Source organism: Pedobacter sp. GQ55 (genome assembly GCF_059758925.1).
In genome coordinates, this window is record NZ_JCAXEI010000002.1 from 107,236 (window position 1) to 132,698 (window position 25,463).

Here is a 25,463-nt window from a genome sequence, read left to right on the forward strand (position 1 = left end):
TTAATATGTCAAACCCATGGAATTATCAAATGACTACCTACCCAGATCTGTCAGCGGAAAACGGATACTGATTACCGGCGGCACTACCGGTATTGGCCACGCAATTGCCATTTTACTCGCTTCCCGGGGTGCAAAAATTATGATCTTTGGACGCCACGGGACATCCATCGACGCAACAATGGAAGCGATACGCGTACTGGATAGAGAAACAGAATGTTACGGCATGCGTGCCGACGTGGCCGATAAAAAAGACGTAGACAGGGTCTTTAGTATGGTCGACAGCCAGTTCGGCGGTCTTGATATTTTGATCAACAACGCCGCCCTTCCTTATGAAGGCGTTATGAAAGGTACTTATGAAGACTGGCAATATATCGTAGACACCAACCTTCTCGGCTATATGGCTTGTTGTAATCAAGCTGTAAAGCGCATGAAAGGAGGCTCAGGCAGCCACATCATTAATATTGGTTCGATCAGCGCAGATGAGCGCGCTAAGAGCAGTTCGGTGTATGTGGCCACAAAAGCTGGTATCCAGGGATTTAATGAATCCTTAAGAAAAGAGGTCAACGAGATGGGTATCAAGGTCAGCCTTATTGAACCTGGCCTGGTTGGCACGGATATGATCGAGGAAGATGTTGCCCAACAGTATCAGAAAATAACAGCATTGGAAATGTTAAAAGCCGAAGACATCGCCATGAGTGTATTGTATTGTTTATCCCAGCCGCTGCGCTGCGACGTCATCAGCTTACAGATCAGACCTCACCTACAAATCATATAATCATGAAAACTCCATCTAATCATACCTTTTTTTATCGCAATGGGTTAACCATTGTTTTCCTGGCTTTATTTATAGTTACCCTTTTTGCCCAGGCCCTAACCGGATGGAAGCAACACAACCAAGATCTTCTGGAAGATCATGCACAAGAAATAGGTCTGACAACCTATCTGCAAAGCGGACATTTCATTTCAGCAACTTTTGAAAACTTTGAAAGTGAATTCCTGCAAATGGCCTTGTATGTTTTACTGACCATATCCCTACGTCAGATTGGCTCAGCAGAATCCAAACAGCTCGATACGCCCGAAGAGGTAGACCGGGAACCGAAACCGTCAAAAGATGCGCCATGGGCAGTACAAAAAGGAGGCTGGATATTGAAGCTGTACAGTCACTCGCTTTCCATTTGTTTTGCCATTCTTTTCCTGTCCAGTTGGGCACTGCACCTATATGGCAGCTGGCAGAACCATAATGTGGAGCAGGTTGTCAAACATCTGCCAAAAGATACCGTTGTTACTTACCTCGGGCAGGCAGAATTTTGGTTTGAGACCTTTCAAAACTGGCAGAGTGAATTTTTATCTGTCGCCTCTATCGTCTTTCTGACCATCTATCTGCGGCAAAAAGGATCACCTGAATCCAAACCCGTTGATGCTCCACATTTGGAAACCGGGAAGTAAATAAGTGCTAACAAAATCGAGAAGCCACCTATGAAAAAAGAAATTGATGATACTTCATTGCGCGCCTGCGGCAAGCTGCTGATCGAAAACAAGCTGACCATTGCCTTCGCAGAAAGTGCAACCGCCGGACGGATATCCGCTGAGTTTGCGCTGATACCTGATGCCGGAAAATTCCTGAAAGGAGGGGTCGTTTGTTACGATGCGGCGCTCAAATGTACGCTGCTGGGGGTTCCCCAGGAACAGCTAAAAGCCTTTACTCCGGAATCCGAAATCGTGACCTGCTCCATCACTGCAGGCTTACAAAAACTCATTCCGGCGGACATCCACATCGGCTGTACCGGACTTACCGCTCCCGGCGGCAGCGAAAGCCCCGATAAACCTGTAGGAACAATGTTCCTGTATGGAATTAAAAACCATGACCTGTTGTTCAGCGAAAGAATGGTCTTTCAGGGAAGCCCTAAAGAAATTGTGCGTCAGACCGTCGAGTTCCTCGCTCTGCGCCTGCGTGGTTACCTTACAAGCCTGAAATAGCGCAGATCAGTTTTCAGGATTTACGCTACGTTCTGCCTTTAACTCAAAAACATAAATATTTTAAAATCACTCCGACCGGCAGAATCGGCAGGCAAACCTTCGTCGATAATCGGCACTCAGGTTACATCTAACCTCCTATGGGTGATGCAAAACAGGTAATTGTTCTGACCTGAAAAAATGAACTGACTCAAATCCAGAATAAGCAGGTACTTCGCCTCAAAAAACAGGTATTAATCAGGCCAGTCTCGGGCCAGATTTCGAAAACCCTTAGGTTATCCAGGTGTTCTGCTTATAAACACTACGACTATGGAAAATTACGATGAGCATACTGAAGCTTCAAGGAAGCAGCAGCATGAATTAGAGGAAGGTCGGTCTCAAAACCAGCCCAAACAAAATGATCAGCAATCATTTCCTGCAGATGGTCCGATAAGTAACCCAGAACGACCAGAACACGAGGACTTAAACGACAACAACGCAGAAAACAGCGAACAAAACAGCGGCGTAGGCTATGGCAGCGTATCACCTTCGGAAGGGGTCCCGTCAACACCACCCCAAAATGTACCAGGTGAAGACGCGGCTGATGTTGGTGCAGCAGAGCAGTATACATCCGAAGAAGATGACCAGGAGGATTTGGAGAACGATACTCCCCAAAATGAAGAAGAGGACGATCTAGACGAACGTGAGTCGTCCCTGAGCTGACGATGAAAATCACGGGAAGTGGCGGATTAATGCCGCCACTTTGCTATAATGCCTTTTCCATTGATGCAGCTTAAATTACTCAGCTGTTGACTGTTCATTGTCCAGTTTCAGAAACACTTTAAAAACCGATCCCTGGCCAGGCTGGCTTTCCACAATGACCTTTCCCCCTGCAGTCGAAATAATGGTGTGGACCAAATAAAGTCCCACACCCGACCCTTCACCGGTCATTCTTACCCGCTGGAATTTTTCAAAAATCGAAGCCTGCTCTGTCTTACTCATACCTATCCCATTGTCCGAAACGCTGATCACCATATAATCTTCTTCACGATAGGATTTGATGAAGATTTCAGGGATGCGATCCGCGGGAGTATATTTGATGGCATTATTAACCAGGTTATAAATCACGCTGCGCAGTTTGCGCCTGATGAAGCGAATCTGAGAAATTCCGATATCTTCGTTTATGATTGCCTCCGATTCCAGAATTTGAGGAGCGAGGCTAAGCCTTACGTCCTCCAGAATATTCTGCAAGTCCAAAAGTTCTTTCGCTGCCTGATAGCGATGTTGCTGCCAACGGGTCTCTACCAGGTCATTTATCACCTTTTTCATCTGCTTCAGGCTGCTCTCGACATGTTCCAGTAACTCAGGGAACTTCTCCATACTTTTTTCGGGCAATCTCCTAAGCATCTCAATAGTTAAACCCAGTGAAAGGAGTGGATTTTTAATGTCATGGGCAATCGTATCCAACAAGAGTTCGTGTTCTGCAATCAGCTTCTCTTGTTCCTTAAGGTCGCGGATACGCGGAGTAATGTCCACAAAGGTGATGATCACGCCATTGGTCTTATTTTCTTTGCGTACCAGATATGGGAGAATATTCATCTGATACCAGTGCATATCTGTAGTCTGGATTTCTTTTTGAAGAATTTTACCGGTAGCAAAAACCGTTTTAATATTTTCGATTATAGTAGGATATCTGAAGTTCTCCTTAATCTGCTCCAGAGGTCTACCTACAAATTCATGCTTTAGGTTAAACTGGCTCATGGCCGGGGGAGTAAATTTCCTCAGGATCAGATGTGCATCTACAAAAAGCTGTGGTATGATCGTGTTGCTGAAATAGTTTTCCAGCTCTTCATTGAGTTCTGTCAGGGCACTGATTTGTATATTTTTATCTTGCATCAAAGTTGAAGGTTAGCACGGGTAGTACCGATAGTATTTTAACTATAAAGGTATCATACAACAACCTTGGAGCATATTTGTTTTTCTCAAACGGGTACTTCACGCAATTGGCCGGGTAAATCCGTTTCAGGGGGAACCGTACAGCATATTAAAAAAACAGCGACAGCGTTTTGCTGGCAACGAAATTCCCTTAAGGAATTGAATCCATGAGTGCTTGCATACACCAGTATAAATACGTAAAATCGAGTGACAAAAAACTTATTGTATCTAAGGGCGTTACCTAACTGACAAATCTTACCACAAACTTTATGCAAAAACGTATATATATATTAGAGGACGACATCCACATCAGCTTCATACTTGAATTATTTCTATCTTCCCAAGGCCTTCAGGTAAGTGTTTGCAGAACCATTGCAGAGTTAACCCGTGTATCCGGAGAACAACTTCCTGATATCTTTCTGCTAGACATTATGGTTCCCGATGGAAGCGGGCTGTCATTTTGCAAACTGCTCAAGCAGGATCCCGATAAAAAGCACATCCCGGTGTTGATCATGTCCGCACATGTCAATCCGGAAAATGTCGGTCAGGAGAATGCATGCAATGACGATTTTATTGCCAAACCATTTGATTTGGATGCGCTAAGCAAGCTGCTCGAAAAACACATGGGATGATCACATGAGGTGTTTAGCATTTAACAAAATTTCTGGAGTCGATCCGTATAATAATGACAACTTAAAAACCCATGAACAATAGGGGAAAATCTCCATCCATCTATTGATCGCAACCTCATGATCGTATCTTCCTTTCTAATCCTTAAGGTTCCTTTGCTTAACATTAGCCTAACTTTAGGGTGGCCTGTTGGTTTAATGTCTTTTAAAGGTAATTAAATTGTATGGAAAGAACAACACACTAGGTATACGGCAGCACGAATGAAAAAGTTGAGCCTTTCCCCAGTTCACTCTGTACACTGATTTTGCTCCCATGTAAATTAAGAATTTCTCCCACCAGATATAACCCAATCCCAAAACCAGAAATGTTCTTATACCGATCATCCTGTATCCGGTAAAACCGTTCAAATAAACGGAGCTGGTCAGCCGGACTAATCCCTACCCCCTGGTCACTGACACTGACTGTTGCGAGCTTATTTTTTAGCACACATCGGACCTGAACAGCGGTTCCTTCATTGGAATATTTTATGGCATTCCCCATTAAGTTGACCAATACCTGGCTAAGCTTCTCCCGGTCCCCATAGACGGTTATACTTAGACTACGCTCATAATCAATCCTATGCGCCGGAGCAAGGAACGTAACCTCGGAAACGACCTCCTCGATGAGCTCAGATAAAGAAAAATGGGAAAGGTTTAACGACATTTTACCTTCCTCCAGCCTTGAAAGATTTAAAAAATCATGGATCATCGAGGTCATTTTATGTGTCTGATTCTCCGCCCTGCGCAATAGATTTTCAGTAATTTGGTTGACTTCATTTTTAGATCCCATCAACGCCAGCTGTAAATAAGAACGAATTGAAGTCAGGGGTGTTTTCAGCTCATGACTCACAATCGCGATGAAATCGTTCTTACGCTGTTCCTGAAGCTTTTTCTCGGTAATGTCTCTTGCTATTTTAGAAACACCGATAATCCTTCCGGAAAGATCCAATACAGGTGAAATGGTGAGTGAAACATCAATCAGCGTTCCTTGCTTTGTAAGTCGTTTGGTTTCAAAATGTTCCACCCTTTCCCCCTTTTTGAGTTTGTCAATGATCTGTGGCTCTTCTTGCTGGCGGTCAGGCGGAATCAATTTTAAAATAGACTCCCCGATCATCTCCTCGGAGGTATAACCAAAAATGCGTTCGGCTGCGTTGTTCCAGCTGGTGATGATGCTGTTAAAATTTTTGCTGATGATGGCATCATCAGTCGAAGCAATGATCGCCGAAAGGATAGCACTTTTCTGTTCTGCTTTAATCTGGCTGGTAATGTCCCGTGCAATCTTGGATATACCGATAATGTTACCTGAAATGTCTTTTACAGGAGAAATCGTCAGTGAAACATCAATAATCCCTCCCGCTTTGGTCAACCGCTTGGTTACAAAATGATCCACCCTTTCGCCAACGCGCAACTTGGTAAGAATCTCCGTCTCTTCCTCCATTCGGTCCTGCGGAATCAGCTTAGTTATGGACTCCCCAATCATCTCATCTGCTGCATAACCAAATATTCGTTCTGCAGAGAAATTCCAGCTCATCACCAAGCCATTAAGGTCTTTACTGATGATCGCATCATCCGAGGAGCTGACAATCGCTGCTAGCCTAGCACTCTGCTCCTCTGCAAGACGCAATGCAGCAATCAGGTCCTCTTGTTCCCTGAGATCAGTATTGAGCTGCGTTTCATGGAGCTCATGCCTAATGATACGGTTGTTCAATTCTTTTAATTGAGTACCTTCCGGTTGATCGGGTTTAATCATCTACCAAGGTAATCATTTTATTTAGGAGTCGGGTTATTAGTACCTCCTAAATATGATTCAGGAATCTCCTTTGCGCTATTATTCAGTATTGGAATCCTCATTGCCAATTAACGGTATCGCTCTCAGCAAACCCACGCAGATAAGATTATCCAGTCTGTCCGTGGTTCTCCATTCTTCCGTGGCTAAGACGTCCTAAACAAAAGGTTAAGGATATGTATGATGCTATAAGCGAAATTCTGCGTAAAGAGATTAGCGCTCTGAAGAACAACTTGGAAGAATTAATCTTTCCGTAGATCCGCTTCACTGGCCCATCGATCGCACACACACACCAATGCCAATGTTAAAACTTAAGTTTTTTTTCCATTATGTGATCGGCACCTGATAATCAATAAATTAATGTTTGTATGACTTCAACTGGATAACTGCTCTAAATCCGAAGGAAAAATGACTAAACACTTCTCCAGGCATAAGTGCCCGTTTGCTAAATCAATAATAAAATATTAGAAAATCGTTCTGTGGTTCTCCAATAAAACAAAGTTCCTTAACGAATTTCAAAAAAGACCCCGTAAAATCCTTTTTCTGATTACTTTTACGTTATATCTATGCTGATGCCAATACTTGAACTGACTGAATCTGATTTAAAAGCTTATTTAGATAAGCTGTCCACCCTCCCCTTATTCTCGACGGAAAGTTTAAGGGAATTAAGCTTACTGTATTCCAGGTTCCAGTTGAATGAACAAAACCTAATTAATTTTGAATATACTATTGAAAGGATACACCTTGAAAATAATTACATCGAAGAAAAAAAACGTTGTCAAAAAGCGTTCGACGACCTGAAAATACAGTTCAAACAAATAGATAACCGTATCATCTCCGTCGAGCAAAAGCTGAGCAGAGGTATTCCTGAGGATTTGGAACTTATTGACAAATTGATTGCTGAACAGGAGGCCATCGTTCAAGATCAAGAAAATATTAACGCCGAAGAATCTGCCCTTAAAGAACAAATTACCGGTGTTGACATCAAGTATGGAACAACAGGTGAGAAACTCAGGCAAAATCGACTCTCCCGGCAAGTACCATTAAAACCCCAGTTTGACCAGTATGCCATGATGATAAATATGGCTGATCAAAAAACCAAATGGAAGACCGGCATTTTTGGGCTGGTTCCTATCATTGGTATCCCGCTGCTTTTGGAATTCGTTGCCGTCAGCGTCAAAATTCCAATAATCGCATCCGATACGATTTACCATAGCGCCCCCGCACATTACCTGTTTTTTGGCTCACTCATATTAATGGAATTATTTTTAGCCGAGCGAATAAGAAATAAAATCTATGCTTTTTTTGCAATTCGTTATGCCAGGAAATCCTTGGGTGAACTTGCAAAGCTTCTGTCTGCAAATTTAGATTCCATTGCTAACTTGGAAAAAAAAACCGGCATTAAATTGCAAGTGATAAATGACACCACTGAACAAATAAACCATTAGCAGCCTCCAGACATCCAAATGCTGTCTTTTCCGCTGACAGATAAAAACATCTTGTCGCCGTGGATCGCTTTATATCATCAATCGAATCACACATGTATGGAGATAGCGGGGTTCAATACGAAAAACAATTGTCACATTCCAGAAAAATCTAAACCTTTCCTAAACATTGGTGTTAGAAACGAACATCAACACCAAATAATTATGGAAAATACAACAGTAAACACAGAAATTTTGAACGATCTGATCCAAATCAACAATGACAGGGTCAGCGGTTATGAAAAAGCGATAGACGAATTGGCAGTGGAAGATAGCGATCTAAAATCTCTGTTCCCTCAAATGATCAGACAAAGCAACCAACATAAAGCTACGCTGACCCAGGAAGTTCAGGTATTGGGCGCTACAGTTGAAACTGGTACCACAACATCAGGAAAAATATATCGGGCATGGATGGATGTAAAAGCAGTATTTACGGGACATGACCGCAAAACTGTTTTGAATAACTGCGAATTTGGCGAGGACGCCGCTCAAAACGCCTATAAAATGGCGTTAGAAACAGATGGTCTGTCCGCAAATCTCAGGAGCATTATCTCTGATCAAAAAGCAGATTTAAGATCCTCACATGACCAAATCAAAGCCCTGAGAGATCATGTTGCTTTATAGCATCTGAAATGAAGCGGACGACGAAAGCTGGATCATCAACTCCATCAGCGAACAAACAGCAGCCTAATTAAAGGCTTTTGCACTTCCCCTTAGCGTTACAACTAAGGGGAATTAGTATCCAAATGTAGTTAATGCGAATAATTGAGGGCATAGGAATATATGGGCTTCCTGACTGTAACTTTCAAACTGGTTAAAAAACTTAGATATGTCTATTTTCACCACCTATATTGATATTAATGGAATAAAGTTTTCGGGAAAAAGAATTTCAGCTATTTCCTGGGAAGAAGCAGATTTCCGCGCGAAATGCCAGGGCTTAGAGTTGGCAGGCCGGCTGATTCGGGAAAAAGCAATTGATTACGAACTCGTAAAAAATAACTGATGCTAGTGAATCAGCAATTACTTTCATACAACCAATATGTCCGGCATTGCTAGACCATTCAGCGAACGAATATTCTAAATATCGGGGATCTAGGGCCGTTTAATGACCCATGCTTGAACATTTAATAACCTGGATTAACTGGACAATTTACCGCCGGATCAGGCGTTGAAGACTGACCCCAAAACAAACCCACAGATTAGCCCTTAATCGGTCAATCAATGAAGCAAATTGTTCTTCCATCAGCGAAAAAAGTTTACGTCTGCCTATGTACCAAATATTTCCTTGGCTTTTTTTACCGCTTTAGCCAAATCAATACCTTTTCCAAGTACGCCCTTGAAGAGGTCTCCAGTTTCTTTAAGCCGGTCCAGCGTATTAAAAATAGTAAAATCTTTCATGGTCAAACCCGGCTTTAGCTCCACCCAGTCCAAAGGCATGGATACTGTCGCACCGGGTTTAGGCCGAAGCGAATATGGTCCGGCAATGGTAGCACCAGGCCTATTTTGCAGAAAGTCCAGGTACATTTTCCCCTTGCGACTGGAGATCATCCGTTCCAGGCTGGTATATTCCGGAGCCCGCTGATGCAGCAAACTGACAATGATCTTGGCAAACATCTGACTCTGATCATAAGTGTACTTAGCGCCCAGCGGAATGTAAATATGGATTCCGGTTGAACCTGATGTTTTTGGATAGCAAGGGACTTCGATTTGATCGAGTATATCTTTTGTCATCCGTGCAATCTCGATCACCTGGTCAAAGGTGTTCTTGTCAGGATCCAAATCAATCACACAATAATCGGGATGGTCTGGCGATGCCGACCTGGAGAACCATGGATTCATCTCGATGCAGCCTAGGGAAGCCATCCACAACAGTGCAGCTTCATCGTTCCCCAGCAAATATTCCTTGTGTTCGCCATCGCTGGTAGTATAAGGAAAGGTCTCCGCCCAGTCCGGCGCCTTTCCTTTCACATCCTTTTGGTAAAAGCTTTTGGAGTGGATGCCCCCGGGGAAACGATTTAATGACATCGGCCGGTCTTTCAGATACGGCAATATATAATCCGCCACCTGGTAGTAATAATTAAACATATCACGCTTAGACACCTTGTCTTCCGGCCAGTAGAGCTTACTCAGATGGGTAAACTTCAGCTCGCGGCCTTTGATCTTGCGTACCTGTGTTTCCTCTTTTGGATTGAGCAAGGTCTTACGGCTTTTATTTTTAGGAGGTGAAACGATCTGGGGATGCTTATCCTTCTGATCAGGCTTGGTCTCCTCCTCCTCAGGCATATCCAGCGCCACTATCGCCTTGGTTGCCACTTCGGATTCCCGCGTTACTTCTCTTGCTTTTTTATCAACACGCATCCCCTGGAAGGAAGGATGGCGAAATACCCCGTCACTGGTGACCTCAGTAAAAGCAACTTCACAAACCAGCTCTGGTTTCAACCAGGTTGCTTTTGCTTTTGGAGGATTGGGGCGGAAGCGAGAGGGCTTGTTTACATCCGGTACTTCGGAAAAAGGAGTCTCATGGATGATGAGCGGTTTGAAATGGGCCATCATTTCCTTTTGATTTTTGTCGTTAAACCCAGTACCCACTTTTCCTACGTATTCCAGCTTTCCGTTTTCATAAACACCAAGCAGCAGCGAGCTGAACGGTTTGGGCGTGTCCTCGTTTTTAGTGAACCCGGCAATAACCACTTCCTGCCTTTTGTGTACTTTGATCTTGAGCCATTCTTTGGAGCGTGCGCCGGCACCGTACTGGCTATTTGCTTTTTTAGCGATGATACCTTCCAGGCCTATTTTTTGGGCGGCAGCAAAAAAATCCTTGCCCCCTGCTTTAAAGATTTTACTGAGCCGGATACTGTCATCTTCCTGGGGAAGTATCGCTGCCAGGATTTGCTGACGCTCTTCCAGGGGCAGCTCAGTCAGGTCCATCCCCTCATACCAGATCACATCAAAAACATAGTACACCAGTTCCCCGTCTGCTTCACTACGCCAGTTCTGCAGGTTCCCGAAATTGGAAATCCCTTTTTCATTCAGCACCAGGATCTCTCCGTCAACTACCATATCTTTCTTCCAGCCTTGCATGATCTGGAAAATAGGATAGAACTTTTCATTGAACTGCTTATTGTTTCGGGATAGCAACTGTACATCTCCATTTTTCAGGCTAAACCCAAGCGCGCGGTAACCGTCCCATTTTACTTCATATATCCAGTCCTTATCGTCAAAAGGTTCATCTACCAGCGTTGCAAGCATAGGCTTCATACCGATGGGAATTTTTGCCTTTTTGCCTTTCTTTATGAGTGCTCTTACTTCCGCTGTCAGTTTCCCAGGGAGATCGCCTTCAATGATTTCCGCTGCTTTGTTTGACACCTTACCTGCCGATTTCTTAGCGGGTTTAGTAGGCTCCTTTATTTTCTCTTGATGACCGTTCTGCCAAACTTTATCACCGGTCTTTTCCATCCCGGCAATCGTTTTCCCCGACCGTACTGACTTGTCTTTATTCGTAATGTCACTGGTTTTAGCAAACTCATCTTTGTGCTTGATCAGCAACCATCCATTCTCTCCCATTCCATGGGTTTTTACCAATGCGAATTCTCCTTTGAGCTTCTCCCCATGTAGGATGATCTTTACTGAACCCACTTTGAGCTGCTCGAGCAGGTGTTTTTCCTGTGCCTTTTTTCCTTTTATCTTTTCTATAGGCTCATAAGTTCCCTGGTCCCATACGATTACTGTTCCCCCGCCGTATTCTCCTTTTGGTATAATTCCCTCAAAATCCTTGTAGTCAAATGGATGGTCCTCGACCATCATGGCCAGTCTTTTGGTCTTGGGATCAGTAGATGGTCCTTTGGGTACCGCCCAGCTTTTCAGCACGCCTTCCATTTCCAATCTGAAATCGTAATGCAACCTGCTGGCATCGTGTTTCTGAATGACAAACTGAAGTTTGTCCTTGTCTGTAGAGTGTCCTGATTTGGGTTCGGCGGTCCTGTCGAAATCGCGTTTTTTATTGTATTGGGTTAAGCTCATGACCTTTGGTTTTTAGCAAATAACAACCGCGGAGGTTAAATGTTTAGGTCATTTGGGCACAGTATCTTCGAAGCGGCTTTGTGATTAGCAGAACTAACCAGCAGGTACAAAAAGCTGAAAATCTACCCCCCGATTGTTAATCAGGTATTCTTAATCTTCAGCTCATCACCGTCAGCTGCCCCCCTGGATCGAATAGTTTTTCTCTACCATGAATCAAATTTTCATTCCTTACCGCATTCTTTCTGCCCCGTTAAGATCTCCGTTAATCTCCCGGGCTCCTTTCTCATTATATTGTGCGCGCAATCAACTGTTTCAATATGCCAATCTCCTGAATCTTTCAAATCTTCATATTGTTTCTTAAAAGGAGTTTGCTCCCACCCACTCAGGTAAATAAAAGTCCGGTTATGGATTCTGCCTATTCTACCCCCTACTTTGTCCAGTTCAACCACTCTATCATCGTTCTCCGCAAATCAGCGCAATACCTTTGCTATACAAAAAGTTTACAACAGATCAATAAACGATTAAAAATAATAAAAATGGAAAGTTTAAACAACGGTACATCCAAAGTGGTGTACACAGCAGCAACAATTACCACTGGTGGCCGCCAGGGTGCATCAAAAAGTTCAGATGGGCACCTGGACATTACCCTTACCCCTCCGGGAGGAAAAGGTGAAGGCACTAACCCCGAGCAATTATTTGCAGCAGGGTGGTCAGCTTGTTTTTTAGGAGCGATGGGCAAATCTGCAGCAAGCAAAAGCATTAAGCTTCCGGCCGACTCTAGCGTTGATGCAGAAGTCGATCTGGTATTATCAGATACAGAAGGATATTCGTTACAGGTACGTCTCAATATCAGTCTTCCAGGCATCGACCGAGAAGATGCATTGGCAATCGCTGAGCATGCTCACACATTATGTCCCTATTCAAAAGCGGTTAAAGGCAATATCAAGGTGGAGACCAATATCCTGTAAAAAAGTAAGCTGAGTGGTCAGCAAAGTAGCTGATCGAATGAACATTTATTACCCAACAAATGGCTGAAAACAGGCTATTCAAAAAATCTGATAAAGGTGGCCATTTCGCAGCATGGGAACAACCTCAAATTTTCTCGGAAGAGATCCGTTCAGCCTTTAGAAGGCTGCATTAAACATTTTTTAAACAAAAACAAGATGAAAACAAATTTCAGCATACTTGCAATAGCCTTGATACTAACCCTATCTGCATTTTTTAAACCAGCCCCTGCCTTTGCACAACAGCAAGGCGTTACCCGCACAGAGTTACAGCGACATGATATCAGCACCCCCGGTTGGGAGACCATACAAGTCAGAATAGATTTTGACAAAGGAACAGCTTTTGGTATGCATACCCACCCAGGCGAAGAAGTTATCTATGTACTCAACGGGACGTTTATTTATGAGGTTGCCGGAAAGAGGCAAGTAACACTTAAAAAAGGTGATACCCTTTTTATTCCAGCCGGGGTGGCTCATGCTGCAAAAAATATAGGAAAAACAAAGGCAGTAGAGTTAGCCACATATATTGTTGAAAAAGGAAAGCCAATTTTGGTGAAAAAATAAGCGACGCTTATATGTTAGCAGCTATCTCATAAGAGGGGCTAATCTTAAAAGTCGAGGGGAGAATAAATAGTAAAAATTCTCGAACCGCTTATTGGCCACTAAAAAGACATAAAATAAATGATTTTTAAATAGTTATTAAAAAACAGGAGATGGTCGAACTGACCATCTCCTATCTGATTTGCATTTAATCGCAGATTTGTTTGCTAAAAGATGATACCAACGGATTATTTTTGAAACAAGAAGTAATTTATATTTGAATATTACTTATTCCTTTAGCATGGCAAGTTTCGGTAAAGAAGTGCAGATAACCTACATCAGCAAATGGACAAAGCCTAAGTTGGCTCGAATCCTAAAACCGTCTTTAAGTGTCCATTTTTTCAGTAAGATATTTCCAATATCTTTTTGGGACATGCTGTGCATGTAATTTGGTGTTTTTCCTGGCCACGATATTGGTGCTTTTAAAATAATCTTTCCATAATGTGGCATAGAGATTTTCTTTGACCGCATGCAGCTCCCCGGTTGTCTTTTGCAGGTTCTTTTCTTCTTCTGGAGTGAAGTTCACTTCTTCTGCTTTTTCCAGGTTATAATATAATCCATAATGTCTATTCACATCGTAAATAACCCACCGCTGATCCGAATAACGGTTTTTAAAATGGTTCATAATCAAAGGGAGTACGTTGAAGTCCGGGTCTATAGCGCAATAAAAAATCTCATCTGCCGAATGTTGAAATCGTATGAAAGCTTCCATCCTGTGTTTCTCTCTTTCAACCTTCCTTGCTGTTTGTGCTACCGCAAGTACGTGGGCATTACCATAATTTGCTTCTGCTCCGGCTGGGTTTGAAAATATATAACAAGTGAACTCAAAGAGACTACTGTAAGCCTGAGCTGATTCTGAGAGGAAGGTGCAGTAAAATCTTCTCATCCAACTTTTGTCTAATTTTTTTTTTAATCCTGTCCATACCCGGTCAGCATTTTTCTGATCCTTATACACATGGAATTCCGCAGTGAAGGCTTCCGGTTGGTGGTATTTTTCCAATTTCAGAATTATCTTTCCTGGTTTTCTTTCAAACCATTCAAAAACTGCACACAGCAAACTTTCTAAACTACCATCGATCACGTATATCATTAAAGTTGCAGGATTAAAATAAAATCAACTGTTGAACATCATTCTTTAAATATTTACTCTGGCTTTCCGCGAATATAAATGACTTGATCTGCGTACCCTGGTAATCTTTAATCTGATAGGGAGTATCTGCGCATTTGATAAAATGTTTTGCCCTGTTATAGGCAATCCCTATTTTCTTAAGCTGGTCGATCCGTAATTTCCCAAATTTTCTGGCCTGTATAATTTTTTTTGCTGAACCCAGCCCAACTCCAGGGACGCGCAGAATCATTTTATAGGCGGCCACATTGATGTCTATAGGGAAAAACTGAAGATTTCTGAGTGCCCAGCTCAGTTTTGGATCTATATCAACATCAAGGTGAGGGTTAGCATCATTTAGTAGTTCGTTCACGTGAAAACCATAAAAGCGCATGAGCCAGTCCGTCTGGTATAATCTGTTCTCGCGAATTAGCGGGGGTTGAGTACCAATAAGCGGCAGACGATTGTCATGGCTAATCGGAATATAACCTGAATAATAAACCCTTTTCAGAGAGAAGCTTTTATAAAATGCGTCTGCGGTATGCATAATGTCTTTATCTGTTTCCGGTGTTGCACCGATTACCATTTGGGTGCTTTGCCCAGCAGGTACAAATTTAGGAGTACTTTTAATCAGCTTTTTTTCGTCGTTGAATTGTACGATTTGATTTTGTACAAATCCAAGTGGACGCTTTACATCGTCATGGCTCTTTTCTGGGGCAAGTAATTTTAGGCCCTTTTCCGTTGGCATCTCCAGATTGATACTCATTCTGTCTGCATAAAGACCGGCCTCCCGGATCAGCTCTTCGCTTGCACCGGGAATCGTTTTCAAATGAATATATCCATTGAAGCGTTCTTCCAATCTTAATTTTTTGACGACTTTCAGTAAGCGCTCCATCGTAAAATCGGCGTTTTTAAAAATTCCAGAGCTTAAAAAAAGTCCTTCAATAAAGTTTCGTCTGTAAAAATTGATGGTTAGGGAAACAACTTCCTCTACAGTAAAAGCGGCACGTTCAATATCGTTACTTTTTCTTGAAACACAGAAAGCACAATCATAAATGCAATGATTGGTCAGGAGAATTTTTAAAAGAGAAACACAGCGTCCATCTTCTGTATAAGTATGACAAATTCCGGAAGCATGGCTATCACCGAGTCCTTTATTGTCGTTTTTTCTCGTTCCCCCGCTGGAAGAGCAGGAAACGTCATATTTCGCTGCGTCAGCCAGGATATTTAGTTTTTCTCTAATTCGCTCAGACATCTCTCTATAGTTTACTAACAAAAGTAGTTAAAATTACTAATAATATTAGTTATTTTAATAGTATTTAGAGTAAATCCCGCCGACTTTCTTCTATGTATTCAGGATCTGGGCAGGGAGATCACCACAATATTCGATGGACCCTTTGAACGCATGATCCGTGAAGACATCCAAACTTTAAACGCTATATAGCGGCGGCTGATTTCAAACAGCACGCTGGTCTGAATTAATTATACAGTTGTTTTTCTCCGGTGCCTGGAGCATGAGCAATATGCAAAACTCTTCACGGCGTTGTACGATATAGTGAATTCAAAGGAAGATCCCGCGATGGCGGCTAGGAATTTACCGAAATGGTATAAATATAAGTTTGCTGTGTGACCTGGACAAAGCAAAGCACCTTTTGGTAGTGCTTGATATTCAGCAAAAAATAGTAGAATCTTTGGATGATAGGGAAATTAGGGCATTATTGAAAACTTACGAAGACGATGAGGAGAAATGGGCAATGATCAGGAAGAAATATTTATCGATAATGAAGGAACAATAGGTTCAAATGTAATTTTATAGAAACGCTATCTTCAGCGGATTGGGCCGTTATTCACCTTGAAATAATAGTGATTTTTGAGCACCCCAGTGATGTCAAGGACAATTTTTGCGGAAACATCGAATTGCTGTGCGCGGGAATACTGTACGGAGGACAACAGGCCTGCCCATACCAATATCTTTAAGTTCATTTACCTTGCTCTCACTTAAATTCTGTTTGGATGTTGATGTTCCCTCTCAGGATCTTGGAAACCGGACAGTTCTCCGCAACCCAGATCAGCCTTTGCTGTCACTCTGGATCAGCTACATGTTTAAAAACGATCTTGCGATCGATGTGCAGGAACGCATCGTTTTTCTCGATCCGGTGGAACATATTGGCCTCGACCTTGATCTCCGGGATCTCCAGACCTTTATGATCGATATACAACCGGAGTGTCGCTAGTGTGCAGGAAACAAGAGATGATAATAAGAGCGTATAGGGGTCCGGACCGACATCTTTACCACCTAGTTTTTCAGGATCGTGCGTGATCAGTATGCCATTCCTCCGGTGAATAGCTGTTTTGAATTTTTCGCTCCCGATCTCGCCTCTGACTGGCGTTTCCAAGATATATTTCATCGATGCCCGTCTTTTTCCCACACCTCCTCATATTCCGCGGGGTGGCGTCTGAACTGTATATTCACATACGGGCAAAGTGGCACGATCTTCAGATCTTTCTCCTTTGCATAGCTGACAAGCTTTTCGAGCAGCAATTTTGCGAAACCCCGCCCTTCGAACTCAGGAGCCACTTCTGTGTGGAATACTGTCAGCCTTCCATCAGTGATGGCAATGTCCATTTTGCCGGCTTTGATCTCATCTGTGAAGAGTTGTACCTCGCCATAAGCACGGCCTTTAAAAACTACTGTTGTACTTTCCATTATGCTTTAGTTTCGTTTTCGGTATCATCAATTTTAATGGTCAATGCCCCGGAAGGGCAGCTGGCGACCTGGTTGACCAGTTCCTGGGTCGTCGCATTTTCCGGCCGTACCCAGGGGCGTGCCTTCGGGTCATAGACCTGAGGCAGCATCCTGACACAGATGCCGGCATGAATACATGTTTTTGGTTTCCAGAGGATCGTTATTTCCCCGTTCTGATATTTAAGTGTTTCCATAGCGTGCTTTTTACAGATCGATGTTGAAACCTATGAAATTGCACAGATAGCGAACCTGGCTCGCCATGCGTGACAATCGATATAAGCTGACACGCAAATCTCTGTAACCGGGCTAAAAAGAAAGATGATATTTATCGCAAAAAATAGTAGATAAAAGTCTACTTCCCCCAGGGGCGTAAAAAGAAAAGGATTTATTTCAGATTGTGCTGGCGTTTGACACGACTTAGCGTATCCTTATTGATACCTAGATAGGATGCAATGATATGTTGCGGAAAACGTTGAGTAAGTTCAGGATAGCATTCTACAAAATCTGTATAACGCTTATCTGCCAAAGAACTTATGGTGGAAGTGAGACGCCTGTTGTTGGCCATCATATTGCGCTCGTCCAGTTTCATTTTCATTTCACAGAATGCAGGCACCTTATTCTGCAGTTCTATTGTACCTTCCCTGGTGACATAAAGCAGTTCGCAGTGCTCCCAGGCATCGATATGATAGCGGCTTGGCGTGAACTCCGCAAAACTTTCCCGATCACCCATCCACCATTGTTCAACACCCAGCCGTACGATGTGTTCAATGCCTCTGTCATCCACTGAATACATTCTCATCGCACCTTTTACGATAAATGCAAAATACTTACACTGGTCCCCGGCCTGGAGCAAAAATTGTCTTTTCCTTAATCTGAACGGCGTAAATGTCCGTCTGATCAATGCCTTTTCCTCGTCTGAAAGCGGTTTAGGACTGAATTTCTTCAGATAGTCAAAAAAAGCGTCGTACATATAAGCCCCTCGTATCTTTTAAATATTAATTACTATTTGTTGTCAGACAAATATACGATTAAATGCATATTCTTTCCGGCAGGGGCGCTATAGAGCCGATTTAACTAACTGATAACTTGATTTTTATCAGATGGAATACTCGCGTTCGCCAAGGTTTTCCTAAGAATTTCGTAGACAATTATCTACGGACTTTTACTACATACATCATCGTTCTGATCTGTCAGGATCATGAAATTTGCATTATCACAAGCAAATAAAAATTATCATGAGATCCATGCTTAGCTTTTCTTTCCATGATCCAAACCAAAAAAATCCTTTTGGCCATGACACATGGCCAGCTGCAAAAGAAGGACAGGCAAAAGACATTCGAAACAACAGCGCCGGTTTGAAGGACCTGCCACTCAAGCACATCGCAATTTTCCAATTCATTAATTATACAACCATCAAAAAATGTCAAAAAATGTAAAAACAGGCCTTGAGGCCCTCCTTCGTCCGGAAGACAGTATCGTCGTGCTGATCGATCACCAGCCTTTCCAGTTCACGAACCTAAACAGCCATGATCCGCAGGCAATCATCAATGCCGCCGCCGGACTTTCTAAAGCGGCTAAATTGTTCAATGTACCAACCATTCTTACTACGGTTATCGAAGAACGCGGAGGATTACTCCTTAAGCAGATCCAGGATGTATTCCCGGAGCAAAAGCCAATTAACCGTACCTTTATCAACACCTGGCAGGACCCGAACGTTACCGATGTAGTAGCCAAAACCGGCCGCAAGCAACTGATCATAGCGGGCCTCTACACAGAGATCTGTGTGGCTATGCCGGCGATCCAGGCTGCAGGAGAAGGATATGATGTATATGTTGTCACAGATGCATGCGGAGCGGTTTCTGTGGAAGCACATGATATGGCCGTACGTCGTATGGAAGCACATGGTATTACACCGATTAACTGGATAGCTGTAGCTTCTGAATGGCAGCGTGACCATGCCCGCACCGAAACGGGACTTGGATTTGCAAATATTCTTGTAGAACATGGCGGCGCCAGCGGCGTAGCATTTCTTTGGGAACAACAGTTGTTGGATACGCAAGTACCGGCACAATAACGATTCTCTGACAAGGCAACATCCTGACCGATCAGGATGTTGCTTTCGTTTATCCTGCCACCAAGATCACCTCTACTATATTAACATAAAATTCTAATTATGCTGGACATTGTTATTTCATCACGTATGGCGGAGATCATTCCGGGTTTTGCTGTCAAACGGCTTTTACCCTACCAGCTCCGGCGGATGGTCGGGCCTTTTATTTTTATGGACCATGGGGGACCTATCAGTATACCGACCGCCATCCACAGTGACCTGGATGTTCTGCCGCATCCCCATATCGGCTTGTCCACAGTAAGCTATCTGTTCAGCGGAGAGATCATGCACAGGGATTCTCTTGGTATCGAGCAGGCGATCAAACCTGGCGAGGTGAACTGGATGACCGCGGGAAAAGGAATAGCCCATAGCGAACGTTTCGAAGATCCGTCATTAAGATCCGGCGGGAAACTGGAAATGATACAGACATGGGTCGCTTTACCCGAAAAGGATGAAGAAGCGGATCCGACCTTCAAAAACTATAAACCAGATCGGTTGCCGGTATTTACGGATACCGGCGTCTGGATGCGGCTGATTGCCGGGGATGCGTTCGGCCTGAAAAGCGAGGTGCAAACCACCTCACCATTGTTTTATCTGCACGTGGTACTTGATGAAGGTGCCCGGTTCGGCATACCCGGAGGTTATAGTGAAAGAGGGGTTTATATTGTGCACGGGAGTATTATGGTGAATGGAACACGGTACCAGGAAGGTCAGTTGCTGGTGTTCAGCTCCGGCGTGGACCCAGTGATTATCGCTGCTGAACATACGACATTAATGATGCTGGGCGGCGAACATCTCGGTGAAAGGTATATCTGGTGGAACTTCGTATCAAGCCGCAAGGAAAGAATTGAACAGGCGAAAGAAGACTGGATGCAGGGACGGATACTCTTACCGCCAACAGATAATGAGGCATTTATCCCTTTACCAGCGGACCATTCAAAGCCTGCGGGAGGACCACCACCTAATACCTTGTCCTGAGTCACTCATGACGGATCAGCAATACGGTAAAAAAGACCCTAATAACGCGGCAATAAAAACGAACACCGAAAATCAGTAATTAAAAGATGAAAAGAGAATAGCATGGAAATAGGTATAGATAGTTTTGCCTCGGCAATGTACAGCAGCAATGAGCTGAGCAGTGTTGATACGATGGAGCAGTTGCTGGACAGGATAGTTGCAGCAGATGTCGCCGGACTGGATGTTTTTGGCATCGGCGAACATCATAAAAAAGAGTTTCTGGACTCTGCTCCTGCGGTAATACTGGCAGCTGCTGCTGCCCGCACCAAAAGGATCCGGTTGATGAGTGCGGTGACGGTACTGAGCGCTTCTGATCCTGTGCACGTGTTTCAGCAATTCGCCACACTGGATATCATTTCCAAAGGACGTGCGGAGATCGTGGCCGGCCGGGGTTCCTCGATAGAAGCGTTTCCACTGTTTGGGTATAACCTGAATGATTATGACGCCTTGTTCAAAGAAAAATTAAAACTGCTTTTGCAGATCAGAGACGAGGAGTTCGTCACCTGGAAGGGTAAATTCAGACCGGAGCTTAAAGATCAGCCCGTTTACCCGCGACCGCTTCAGGAGCAGTTACCTGTCTGGGTTGGCGTGGGTGGTACATCTCAATCATTTGTTCGTGCCGGTATGCTGGGGCTTCCTTTAATGGTGGCGGTCATTGGTGGCGAGACAGAGCGGTTCCGGCCGCTGGTCGACCTTTACAGAAAGTCTGGTGAAGAGGCTGGTTTTAAACCGGAGGAATTGAAGGTAGGACTGCATTCACCGGGCTATGTCGGTGTTGACGATCAGACAGCGATCGATGATTATTATCCGGGCTATAAAGAATCATGGACTAAAATAGGCCGCGAACGCGGCTGGCCACCTGTTACAAGAAACCAGTTCAACGATCTGGTATCTGAAAAAGGTGCCCTTGTCGTTGGTGGGCCGGAAACGGTCACTGAAAAGCTACTGCGACATGGCGAAGCTCTTGGCGGTGTAGACCGTTTTATGTTCCAGATGGATATTGCCGGTCTTACTCACCAGCAGTCAATGCGGGCTATTGAACTGATCGGTTCGAAGGTTATCCCACAGATCAAAAAAAGAGTGATAGCCACCTACTAATTTAATACAACAGAAATTTAAACCTTTCACGATCAATATTTATTATGAAAAAGAAAAGCAGTTTTTCTACCCAGGGACAGAGGGCAGATATAGGTGAGCTGAAAATATACCGTTTATTGGCTAACAGATATGCCGACGCAGTCGGCCCGTTCGTATTCCTGGATCATGTCGTTCCTACTATTCAAACTAAGATCAGCAAGGAAGGAACCGGTGCTCATCCGCACCGGGGCATCGCCACGTTAACTTACATTATGAATGGCGAGGACGAACACTTCGACAGTGCCGGAAACTACGCCATGGTACATTCGGGAGGGGTCCAATGGATGAAGGCAGGTGACGGTATCATCCATGATGAAACGCTGAATTATGACTCCCAAACAGATTCCAAACTCGTCCACGCATTCCAGTTCTGGATCAATCTGCCGGCAAAGATCAAAGCCGAAACGCCTGAATATTTAGCTATTGAAGGCAATGAAGTGCCATACAAAACCTTACCGGATGCAAAAGGATGGATTAAAGTGATCGCCGGTGCGTTTGAAAATCTGACCTCTCCGATACCAAATTATTCGGAACAGTTTCTGTATCATATCCATTTAGAGCCGGGTACAGTTTTCACTATCGATTTTGCCGATAAACTGGAAATAGCTGTCTATTTGCCTGAACTGCGGGCCATCATCAATGATGAAAGGTTCAATGCCGGCGATTTTATCGAATATGACAGGAATGCCGGAACAATTGAACTGAGCAATGAGAACCAGGAAGCTTGTGATTTTATATTATTCGGTGGCGAAACTTACCGGGAACCAATATTTGCGGAGGGCCCTTTCGTCATGAATTCCAAGCTGGATATTGCCAATGCCTACCGGGATTTTTATAATGGTGATTACGGAAAGATCGATTACGAAAAACAAAGGTCGAAAACAGCAAGGCAAGGATGATCCGTCCATCAATTTGATCAAACCGGCAATCAATTCACTACTTATATTCTGACTTATGGACAACTACACCATACCCGCTCAAACCCGCATAGGCCACGTACATTTAAAAGTAAGCAATTTGCAACGCTCACTTGACTTTTACTGCGGTTTATTAGGCTTTGAACTCACAAACACATATGGCGACCAGGCTGCATTCATATCAGCAGGAGGATATCATCATCATATAGGATTAAATACCTGGCACAGTAAAGATAGCGGCCCGGCGCCCGAACGCGCTCCGGGGTTGTACCACACAGCCATTCTTTATCCCGAGAGAAAAGATCTCGCAGCCATTTTAAGCAGATTGATACAGGCTAAATATCCCATAACAGGGGCTTCAGACCACGGTGTATCAGAAGCCATTTACCTTGACGACCCCGACAAGAACGGAGTTGAACTATACTGGGACCGCCCCCGGGAGGAATGGTTCGATAACGACGGCAAACTAACCATGTACAACAAACGATTGGACATAGAAAGTTTTTATACCAACGGTGTTAAAAAGTGAAACAAAATTAGGCTTGCAATTAATAATGGTCAAGATGTTTCGTGATTGAACTGAGTGATAATCAATTAGGAGTATCAAATTCGGTGAGTTGGCGCATAAAATGGTCGATTGACCTAAAAACTAAAATCCTGCAGATCAAATGACTGCAGGATTTTAGTTTTGATATCAGTTCCAGCGGGGTATCTGGGAGTCCGTTAGAACATTTAGTAGTGATTTTGGCTATTATTAGAGAGATGTATGGTAAAAGTGAAAGAACCAACACCAATCACTTAACTTTAATCAATGGCAATACCAGGGCAAGGTAGTATCCTCCTTCGTTTCGGGACAAAGTGGCCATCGAATTGGCTACCAAGCACATCTTTGAAATATACATCCTATCGTTTCAAACAATCCATGAAAAGTTGTACTTTTCTATGGGGATGCCAGTATTTTTACAACGATATTTCAATAAATAAGCATGCTCACTTTATCTTGCCTATTGCTGGTTTAGACTTTAAATATTATGAATAGATTCTTATTAATTTTTGCGGTTTTGACATTTTCTGTCTTATGGTGTAATGCACAATTACCTTTAAATGAAAAGGAATATGCCGACAGTTTGGAAAAGGTTCTTACTGGTAAGAAATCGGACAGCTTAAAAGCCAGAGCAAATTATCAATTATCACATTACTGGAGCATACATCACGACACACGAAAAGGCAATCAATATCTGCAACGTGGAAAGGCATATTCAAAGAGATATCCTTATCTACAGGCGATATATTATTTTTTCGAATCAAATCTGTACTTGTATGAAGATCCGAAGAAAAGTACCAATGCAATTTTAGAAGGCGAACGTCAGCTTTTGAAATTTAAAACTAAAGAATCCTATACATTTAGGTCCAAATTATGGTATAATTTAGCGATCCTGGCGCAAGGAAAAGACGACCAAAAAGCCACCTTAGACATTATTTTAAATAAGGTTATACCATTTGCAAAAAAAAGTCAGGATACATTAATGCTGGCCAAATATTATTCACAAGCCGGAAAAATATTCATGAACAATGATCAACTCGAAAAGGCGGAAGAATATTATAATAGAACAATTGACCTCATAAAAAATAAACCAACAAAATCCACCATACTACTTAATACATACATTATTGCTTCATCAAACTACATTTTTTTAAAAAAACATTCAAAAGCAAAAATAATGCTTGACAAGGCGAAAAATATGCTGTCTAAATTTCCTAAATCCATTTCACAGTCTGATTATTATTGGGCCGAAGGCAATTATTATGAAGAAATTGGGCAATATTCGCAGGCTTTGAAAAGCTATAATATTGGAATGGCAATGGCAACCGAACAGGGCCAGGATTATATTGTACAGGCGCTTGAGATGCAGAAATATTCTGTATTGACAAAGTTAAAGAGATACAGCGAGGCCCTTCCATTAATTGTAAAGGTGGCCCGAGATACGGCCTATATGAGTACAACGAACAATAGAAAATCCATTTTTAATGAATTGGCAAAAACCTACAATCATCTTGGCAATGATGCCTTGGCTTATACCTGGCTAAGACGGTACAGCCTATTAAACGATAGTATAAATGATAGCCAGCTTAAGAATGACATTAATAAACTTGAAATTAAATTCAGGAATTTAGAGAATCAGAAAAAGATTGCTACTCTGGAAGCGGAAAAAGAGAAGGTAGTCTTATCATCAAAAAATAGCAGATTAATGATCTGGCTGTTTGGGACGGCCGCGGTACTGTTCCTGGCAGTTACTATTTTTACCTTAAATTATTACCGGGGTAAGAGTAAATTGGATAGCACAACTGCCATGCTTGAAGGAGAAGAGCAAGAGCGGAAAAGAATAGCGAGAGATCTTCATGATGGATTAGGTGGAATGCTTGCTGGCGTTAAAATTAAACTATCCAGTTGGGCGGCAAATAAGCATAACTTAAAGACTGATGTGGAATTAGACCAGATTATTTGTCAGCTTGACGATTCACTAAATGAACTCCGCTATATAGCGCATAATATGATGCCTGAAAGTTTGGTGAAATTTGGTTTAGAAACCGCACTAAAAGATTTATGTGATTCGATGTCTGTAAACAATAATTATGTAGTATTTCAGTCTTTTCTCAGCGATGCAGATATTCCGACAAAGATACAACCGACAATTTACCGTATTGTGCAAGAATTGTTATATAATGCCAAGCGTCACGCTAACGCACAGAATATTATCGTCCAATGCAGCCAAAACGAAGGGTCTTTTTTTATAACTGTAGAAGATGATGGAATAGGGTTTGCGCAGAATTCTTTAGTTGCTAAAAATGGTATGGGTTTAAAGAACATACAAAGCAGGGTAAATTACTTAAATGGCAAAATGGAAATTGTATCTAACAAGCAAGAAAAAGGGAGTGCGGTGAATATCGAACTGAATGTTACAAAATAATTGACCCAATAT

Annotated in this window: 26 protein-coding genes; 17 read left to right on the plus strand and 9 right to left on the minus strand. The window is 42.9% G+C overall.

The features are described from left to right. Positions 1-16 precede the first annotated feature (16 nt). From AC6CH7_RS05105 to AC6CH7_RS05120, 4 genes are all read left to right on the plus strand, one after another. The gene (locus AC6CH7_RS05105; protein ID WP_498261664.1) at positions 17-775 is read left to right on the plus strand and encodes an SDR family oxidoreductase; all 759 of its coding nucleotides are present in this window, start codon (positions 17-19) and stop codon (positions 773-775) included. A gap of 2 nt (positions 776-777) precedes the next feature. Further along, entirely contained in the window at positions 778-1,446 is a 669-nt protein-coding gene (locus AC6CH7_RS05110) for a DUF6766 family protein (protein ID WP_498261665.1), read from the plus strand. A 30-nt stretch (positions 1,447-1,476) separates the two neighbouring features. Further along, a complete protein-coding gene (locus tag AC6CH7_RS05115) occupies positions 1,477-1,977 on the plus strand; it encodes a CinA family protein (protein ID WP_498261666.1) in 501 nt (166 codons plus the stop codon). A 306-nt stretch (positions 1,978-2,283) separates the two neighbouring features. Further along, positions 2,284-2,676: a hypothetical protein gene (locus AC6CH7_RS05120; RefSeq protein ID WP_498261667.1), complete on the plus strand. Its 393-nt coding sequence runs from the start codon at positions 2,284-2,286 to the stop codon at positions 2,674-2,676. Between the two features lie 75 nt (positions 2,677-2,751). Here AC6CH7_RS05120 and AC6CH7_RS05125 read toward each other — a convergent pair whose 3' ends face one another. Further along, the gene (locus tag AC6CH7_RS05125; RefSeq protein ID WP_498261668.1) at positions 2,752-3,849 is read right to left on the minus strand and encodes a sensor histidine kinase; all 1,098 of its coding nucleotides are present in this window, start codon (positions 3,847-3,849) and stop codon (positions 2,752-2,754) included. 308 nt (positions 3,850-4,157) lie between these two features. Between AC6CH7_RS05125 and AC6CH7_RS05130 the strand changes: the two genes are divergently transcribed. Then, on the plus strand, positions 4,158-4,520 hold the full coding sequence (locus AC6CH7_RS05130) for a response regulator transcription factor (RefSeq protein WP_498261669.1): 363 nt from the start codon (positions 4,158-4,160) through the stop codon (positions 4,518-4,520). 238 nt (positions 4,521-4,758) lie between these two features. On the opposite strand, the gene AC6CH7_RS05135 is transcribed toward AC6CH7_RS05130, so the two are convergent. Next, positions 4,759-6,306, minus strand: coding sequence for a PAS domain S-box protein (locus AC6CH7_RS05135; protein WP_498261670.1), 1,548 nt, complete (start codon positions 6,304-6,306; stop codon positions 4,759-4,761). A 608-nt stretch (positions 6,307-6,914) separates the two neighbouring features. Between AC6CH7_RS05135 and AC6CH7_RS05140 the strand changes: the two genes are divergently transcribed. The 3 genes from AC6CH7_RS05140 to AC6CH7_RS05150 all read left to right on the plus strand — a co-directional run bounded on the left by AC6CH7_RS05140 (position 6,915) and on the right by AC6CH7_RS05150 (position 8,829). Beyond that, positions 6,915-7,790: a hypothetical protein gene (locus AC6CH7_RS05140; RefSeq protein ID WP_498261671.1), complete on the plus strand. Its 876-nt coding sequence runs from the start codon at positions 6,915-6,917 to the stop codon at positions 7,788-7,790. Positions 7,791-7,991: 201 nt separating this feature from the next. Beyond that, entirely contained in the window at positions 7,992-8,450 is a 459-nt protein-coding gene (locus AC6CH7_RS05145; protein ID WP_498261672.1) for a ferritin-like domain-containing protein, read from the plus strand. A gap of 205 nt (positions 8,451-8,655) precedes the next feature. Next, positions 8,656-8,829, plus strand: a complete 174-nt coding sequence (locus AC6CH7_RS05150) for a hypothetical protein (protein ID WP_498261673.1) — start codon at positions 8,656-8,658, stop codon at positions 8,827-8,829. 263 nt (positions 8,830-9,092) lie between these two features. Here AC6CH7_RS05150 and ligD read toward each other — a convergent pair whose 3' ends face one another. Next, complete coding sequence (gene ligD, locus AC6CH7_RS05155; protein ID WP_498261674.1) at positions 9,093-11,846, minus strand: DNA ligase D; 2,754 nt, start codon at positions 11,844-11,846, stop codon at positions 9,093-9,095. A 536-nt stretch (positions 11,847-12,382) separates the two neighbouring features. On the opposite strand from ligD, the gene AC6CH7_RS05160 reads away from it, so the two are divergent. Further along, a complete protein-coding gene (locus AC6CH7_RS05160; RefSeq protein ID WP_498261675.1) occupies positions 12,383-12,814 on the plus strand; it encodes an organic hydroperoxide resistance protein in 432 nt (143 codons plus the stop codon). A 195-nt stretch (positions 12,815-13,009) separates the two neighbouring features. Continuing rightward, positions 13,010-13,414 (plus strand): cupin domain-containing protein, encoded by a 405-nt coding sequence (locus AC6CH7_RS05165; protein ID WP_498261676.1) that lies wholly within the window; start codon positions 13,010-13,012, stop codon positions 13,412-13,414. A 361-nt stretch (positions 13,415-13,775) separates the two neighbouring features. On the opposite strand, the gene AC6CH7_RS05170 is transcribed toward AC6CH7_RS05165, so the two are convergent. Both AC6CH7_RS05170 and AC6CH7_RS05175 read right to left on the minus strand, forming a co-directional pair. Beyond that, complete coding sequence (locus AC6CH7_RS05170; RefSeq protein ID WP_498261677.1) at positions 13,776-14,540, minus strand: TIGR03915 family putative DNA repair protein; 765 nt, start codon at positions 14,538-14,540, stop codon at positions 13,776-13,778. Positions 14,541-14,553: 13 nt separating this feature from the next. Then, complete coding sequence (locus AC6CH7_RS05175) at positions 14,554-15,810, minus strand: putative DNA modification/repair radical SAM protein (protein ID WP_498261678.1); 1,257 nt, start codon at positions 15,808-15,810, stop codon at positions 14,554-14,556. 364 nt (positions 15,811-16,174) lie between these two features. Here AC6CH7_RS05175 and AC6CH7_RS05180 point away from each other — a divergent pair, with 364 nt between their 5' ends. Continuing rightward, a complete protein-coding gene (locus AC6CH7_RS05180; protein ID WP_498261679.1) occupies positions 16,175-16,351 on the plus strand; it encodes a hypothetical protein in 177 nt (58 codons plus the stop codon). A 285-nt stretch (positions 16,352-16,636) separates the two neighbouring features. Here the strand turns inward: AC6CH7_RS05180 and AC6CH7_RS05185 are convergent, their stop codons facing one another. From AC6CH7_RS05185 to AC6CH7_RS05200, 4 genes are all read right to left on the minus strand, one after another. Beyond that, complete coding sequence (locus tag AC6CH7_RS05185; RefSeq protein ID WP_498261680.1) at positions 16,637-16,963, minus strand: OsmC family protein; 327 nt, start codon at positions 16,961-16,963, stop codon at positions 16,637-16,639. Continuing rightward, complete coding sequence (locus AC6CH7_RS05190; RefSeq protein WP_498261681.1) at positions 16,960-17,262, minus strand: GNAT family N-acetyltransferase; 303 nt, start codon at positions 17,260-17,262, stop codon at positions 16,960-16,962. The genes AC6CH7_RS05185 and AC6CH7_RS05190 overlap by 4 nt, the downstream gene beginning before the upstream one ends. Continuing rightward, on the minus strand, positions 17,262-17,495 hold the full coding sequence (locus AC6CH7_RS05195; RefSeq protein WP_498261682.1) for a (4Fe-4S)-binding protein: 234 nt from the start codon (positions 17,493-17,495) through the stop codon (positions 17,262-17,264). The genes AC6CH7_RS05190 and AC6CH7_RS05195 overlap by 1 nt, the downstream gene beginning before the upstream one ends. A gap of 191 nt (positions 17,496-17,686) precedes the next feature. Next, a complete protein-coding gene (locus tag AC6CH7_RS05200) occupies positions 17,687-18,271 on the minus strand; it encodes a Crp/Fnr family transcriptional regulator (protein ID WP_498261683.1) in 585 nt (194 codons plus the stop codon). A gap of 450 nt (positions 18,272-18,721) precedes the next feature. Here AC6CH7_RS05200 and AC6CH7_RS05205 point away from each other — a divergent pair, with 450 nt between their 5' ends. The 6 genes from AC6CH7_RS05205 (at position 18,722) to AC6CH7_RS05230 (ending at position 25,451) form a co-directional block, all read left to right on the plus strand. After that, positions 18,722-19,375 (plus strand): hydrolase, encoded by a 654-nt coding sequence (locus AC6CH7_RS05205; protein WP_498261684.1) that lies wholly within the window; start codon positions 18,722-18,724, stop codon positions 19,373-19,375. A gap of 99 nt (positions 19,376-19,474) precedes the next feature. Continuing rightward, positions 19,475-20,389, plus strand: a complete 915-nt coding sequence (locus AC6CH7_RS05210; protein ID WP_498261685.1) for a pirin family protein — start codon at positions 19,475-19,477, stop codon at positions 20,387-20,389. Between the two features lie 102 nt (positions 20,390-20,491). Next, positions 20,492-21,526 (plus strand): Atu2307/SP_0267 family LLM class monooxygenase, encoded by a 1,035-nt coding sequence (locus AC6CH7_RS05215; RefSeq protein ID WP_498261686.1) that lies wholly within the window; start codon positions 20,492-20,494, stop codon positions 21,524-21,526. 44 nt (positions 21,527-21,570) lie between these two features. Then, on the plus strand, positions 21,571-22,464 hold the full coding sequence (locus AC6CH7_RS05220; protein ID WP_498261687.1) for a pirin family protein: 894 nt from the start codon (positions 21,571-21,573) through the stop codon (positions 22,462-22,464). A 55-nt stretch (positions 22,465-22,519) separates the two neighbouring features. Then, positions 22,520-23,011, plus strand: coding sequence for a VOC family protein (locus tag AC6CH7_RS05225; protein WP_498261688.1), 492 nt, complete (start codon positions 22,520-22,522; stop codon positions 23,009-23,011). A 502-nt stretch (positions 23,012-23,513) separates the two neighbouring features. Continuing rightward, complete coding sequence (locus AC6CH7_RS05230; RefSeq protein ID WP_498261689.1) at positions 23,514-25,451, plus strand: tetratricopeptide repeat-containing sensor histidine kinase; 1,938 nt, start codon at positions 23,514-23,516, stop codon at positions 25,449-25,451. Positions 25,452-25,463 lie beyond the last annotated feature (12 nt).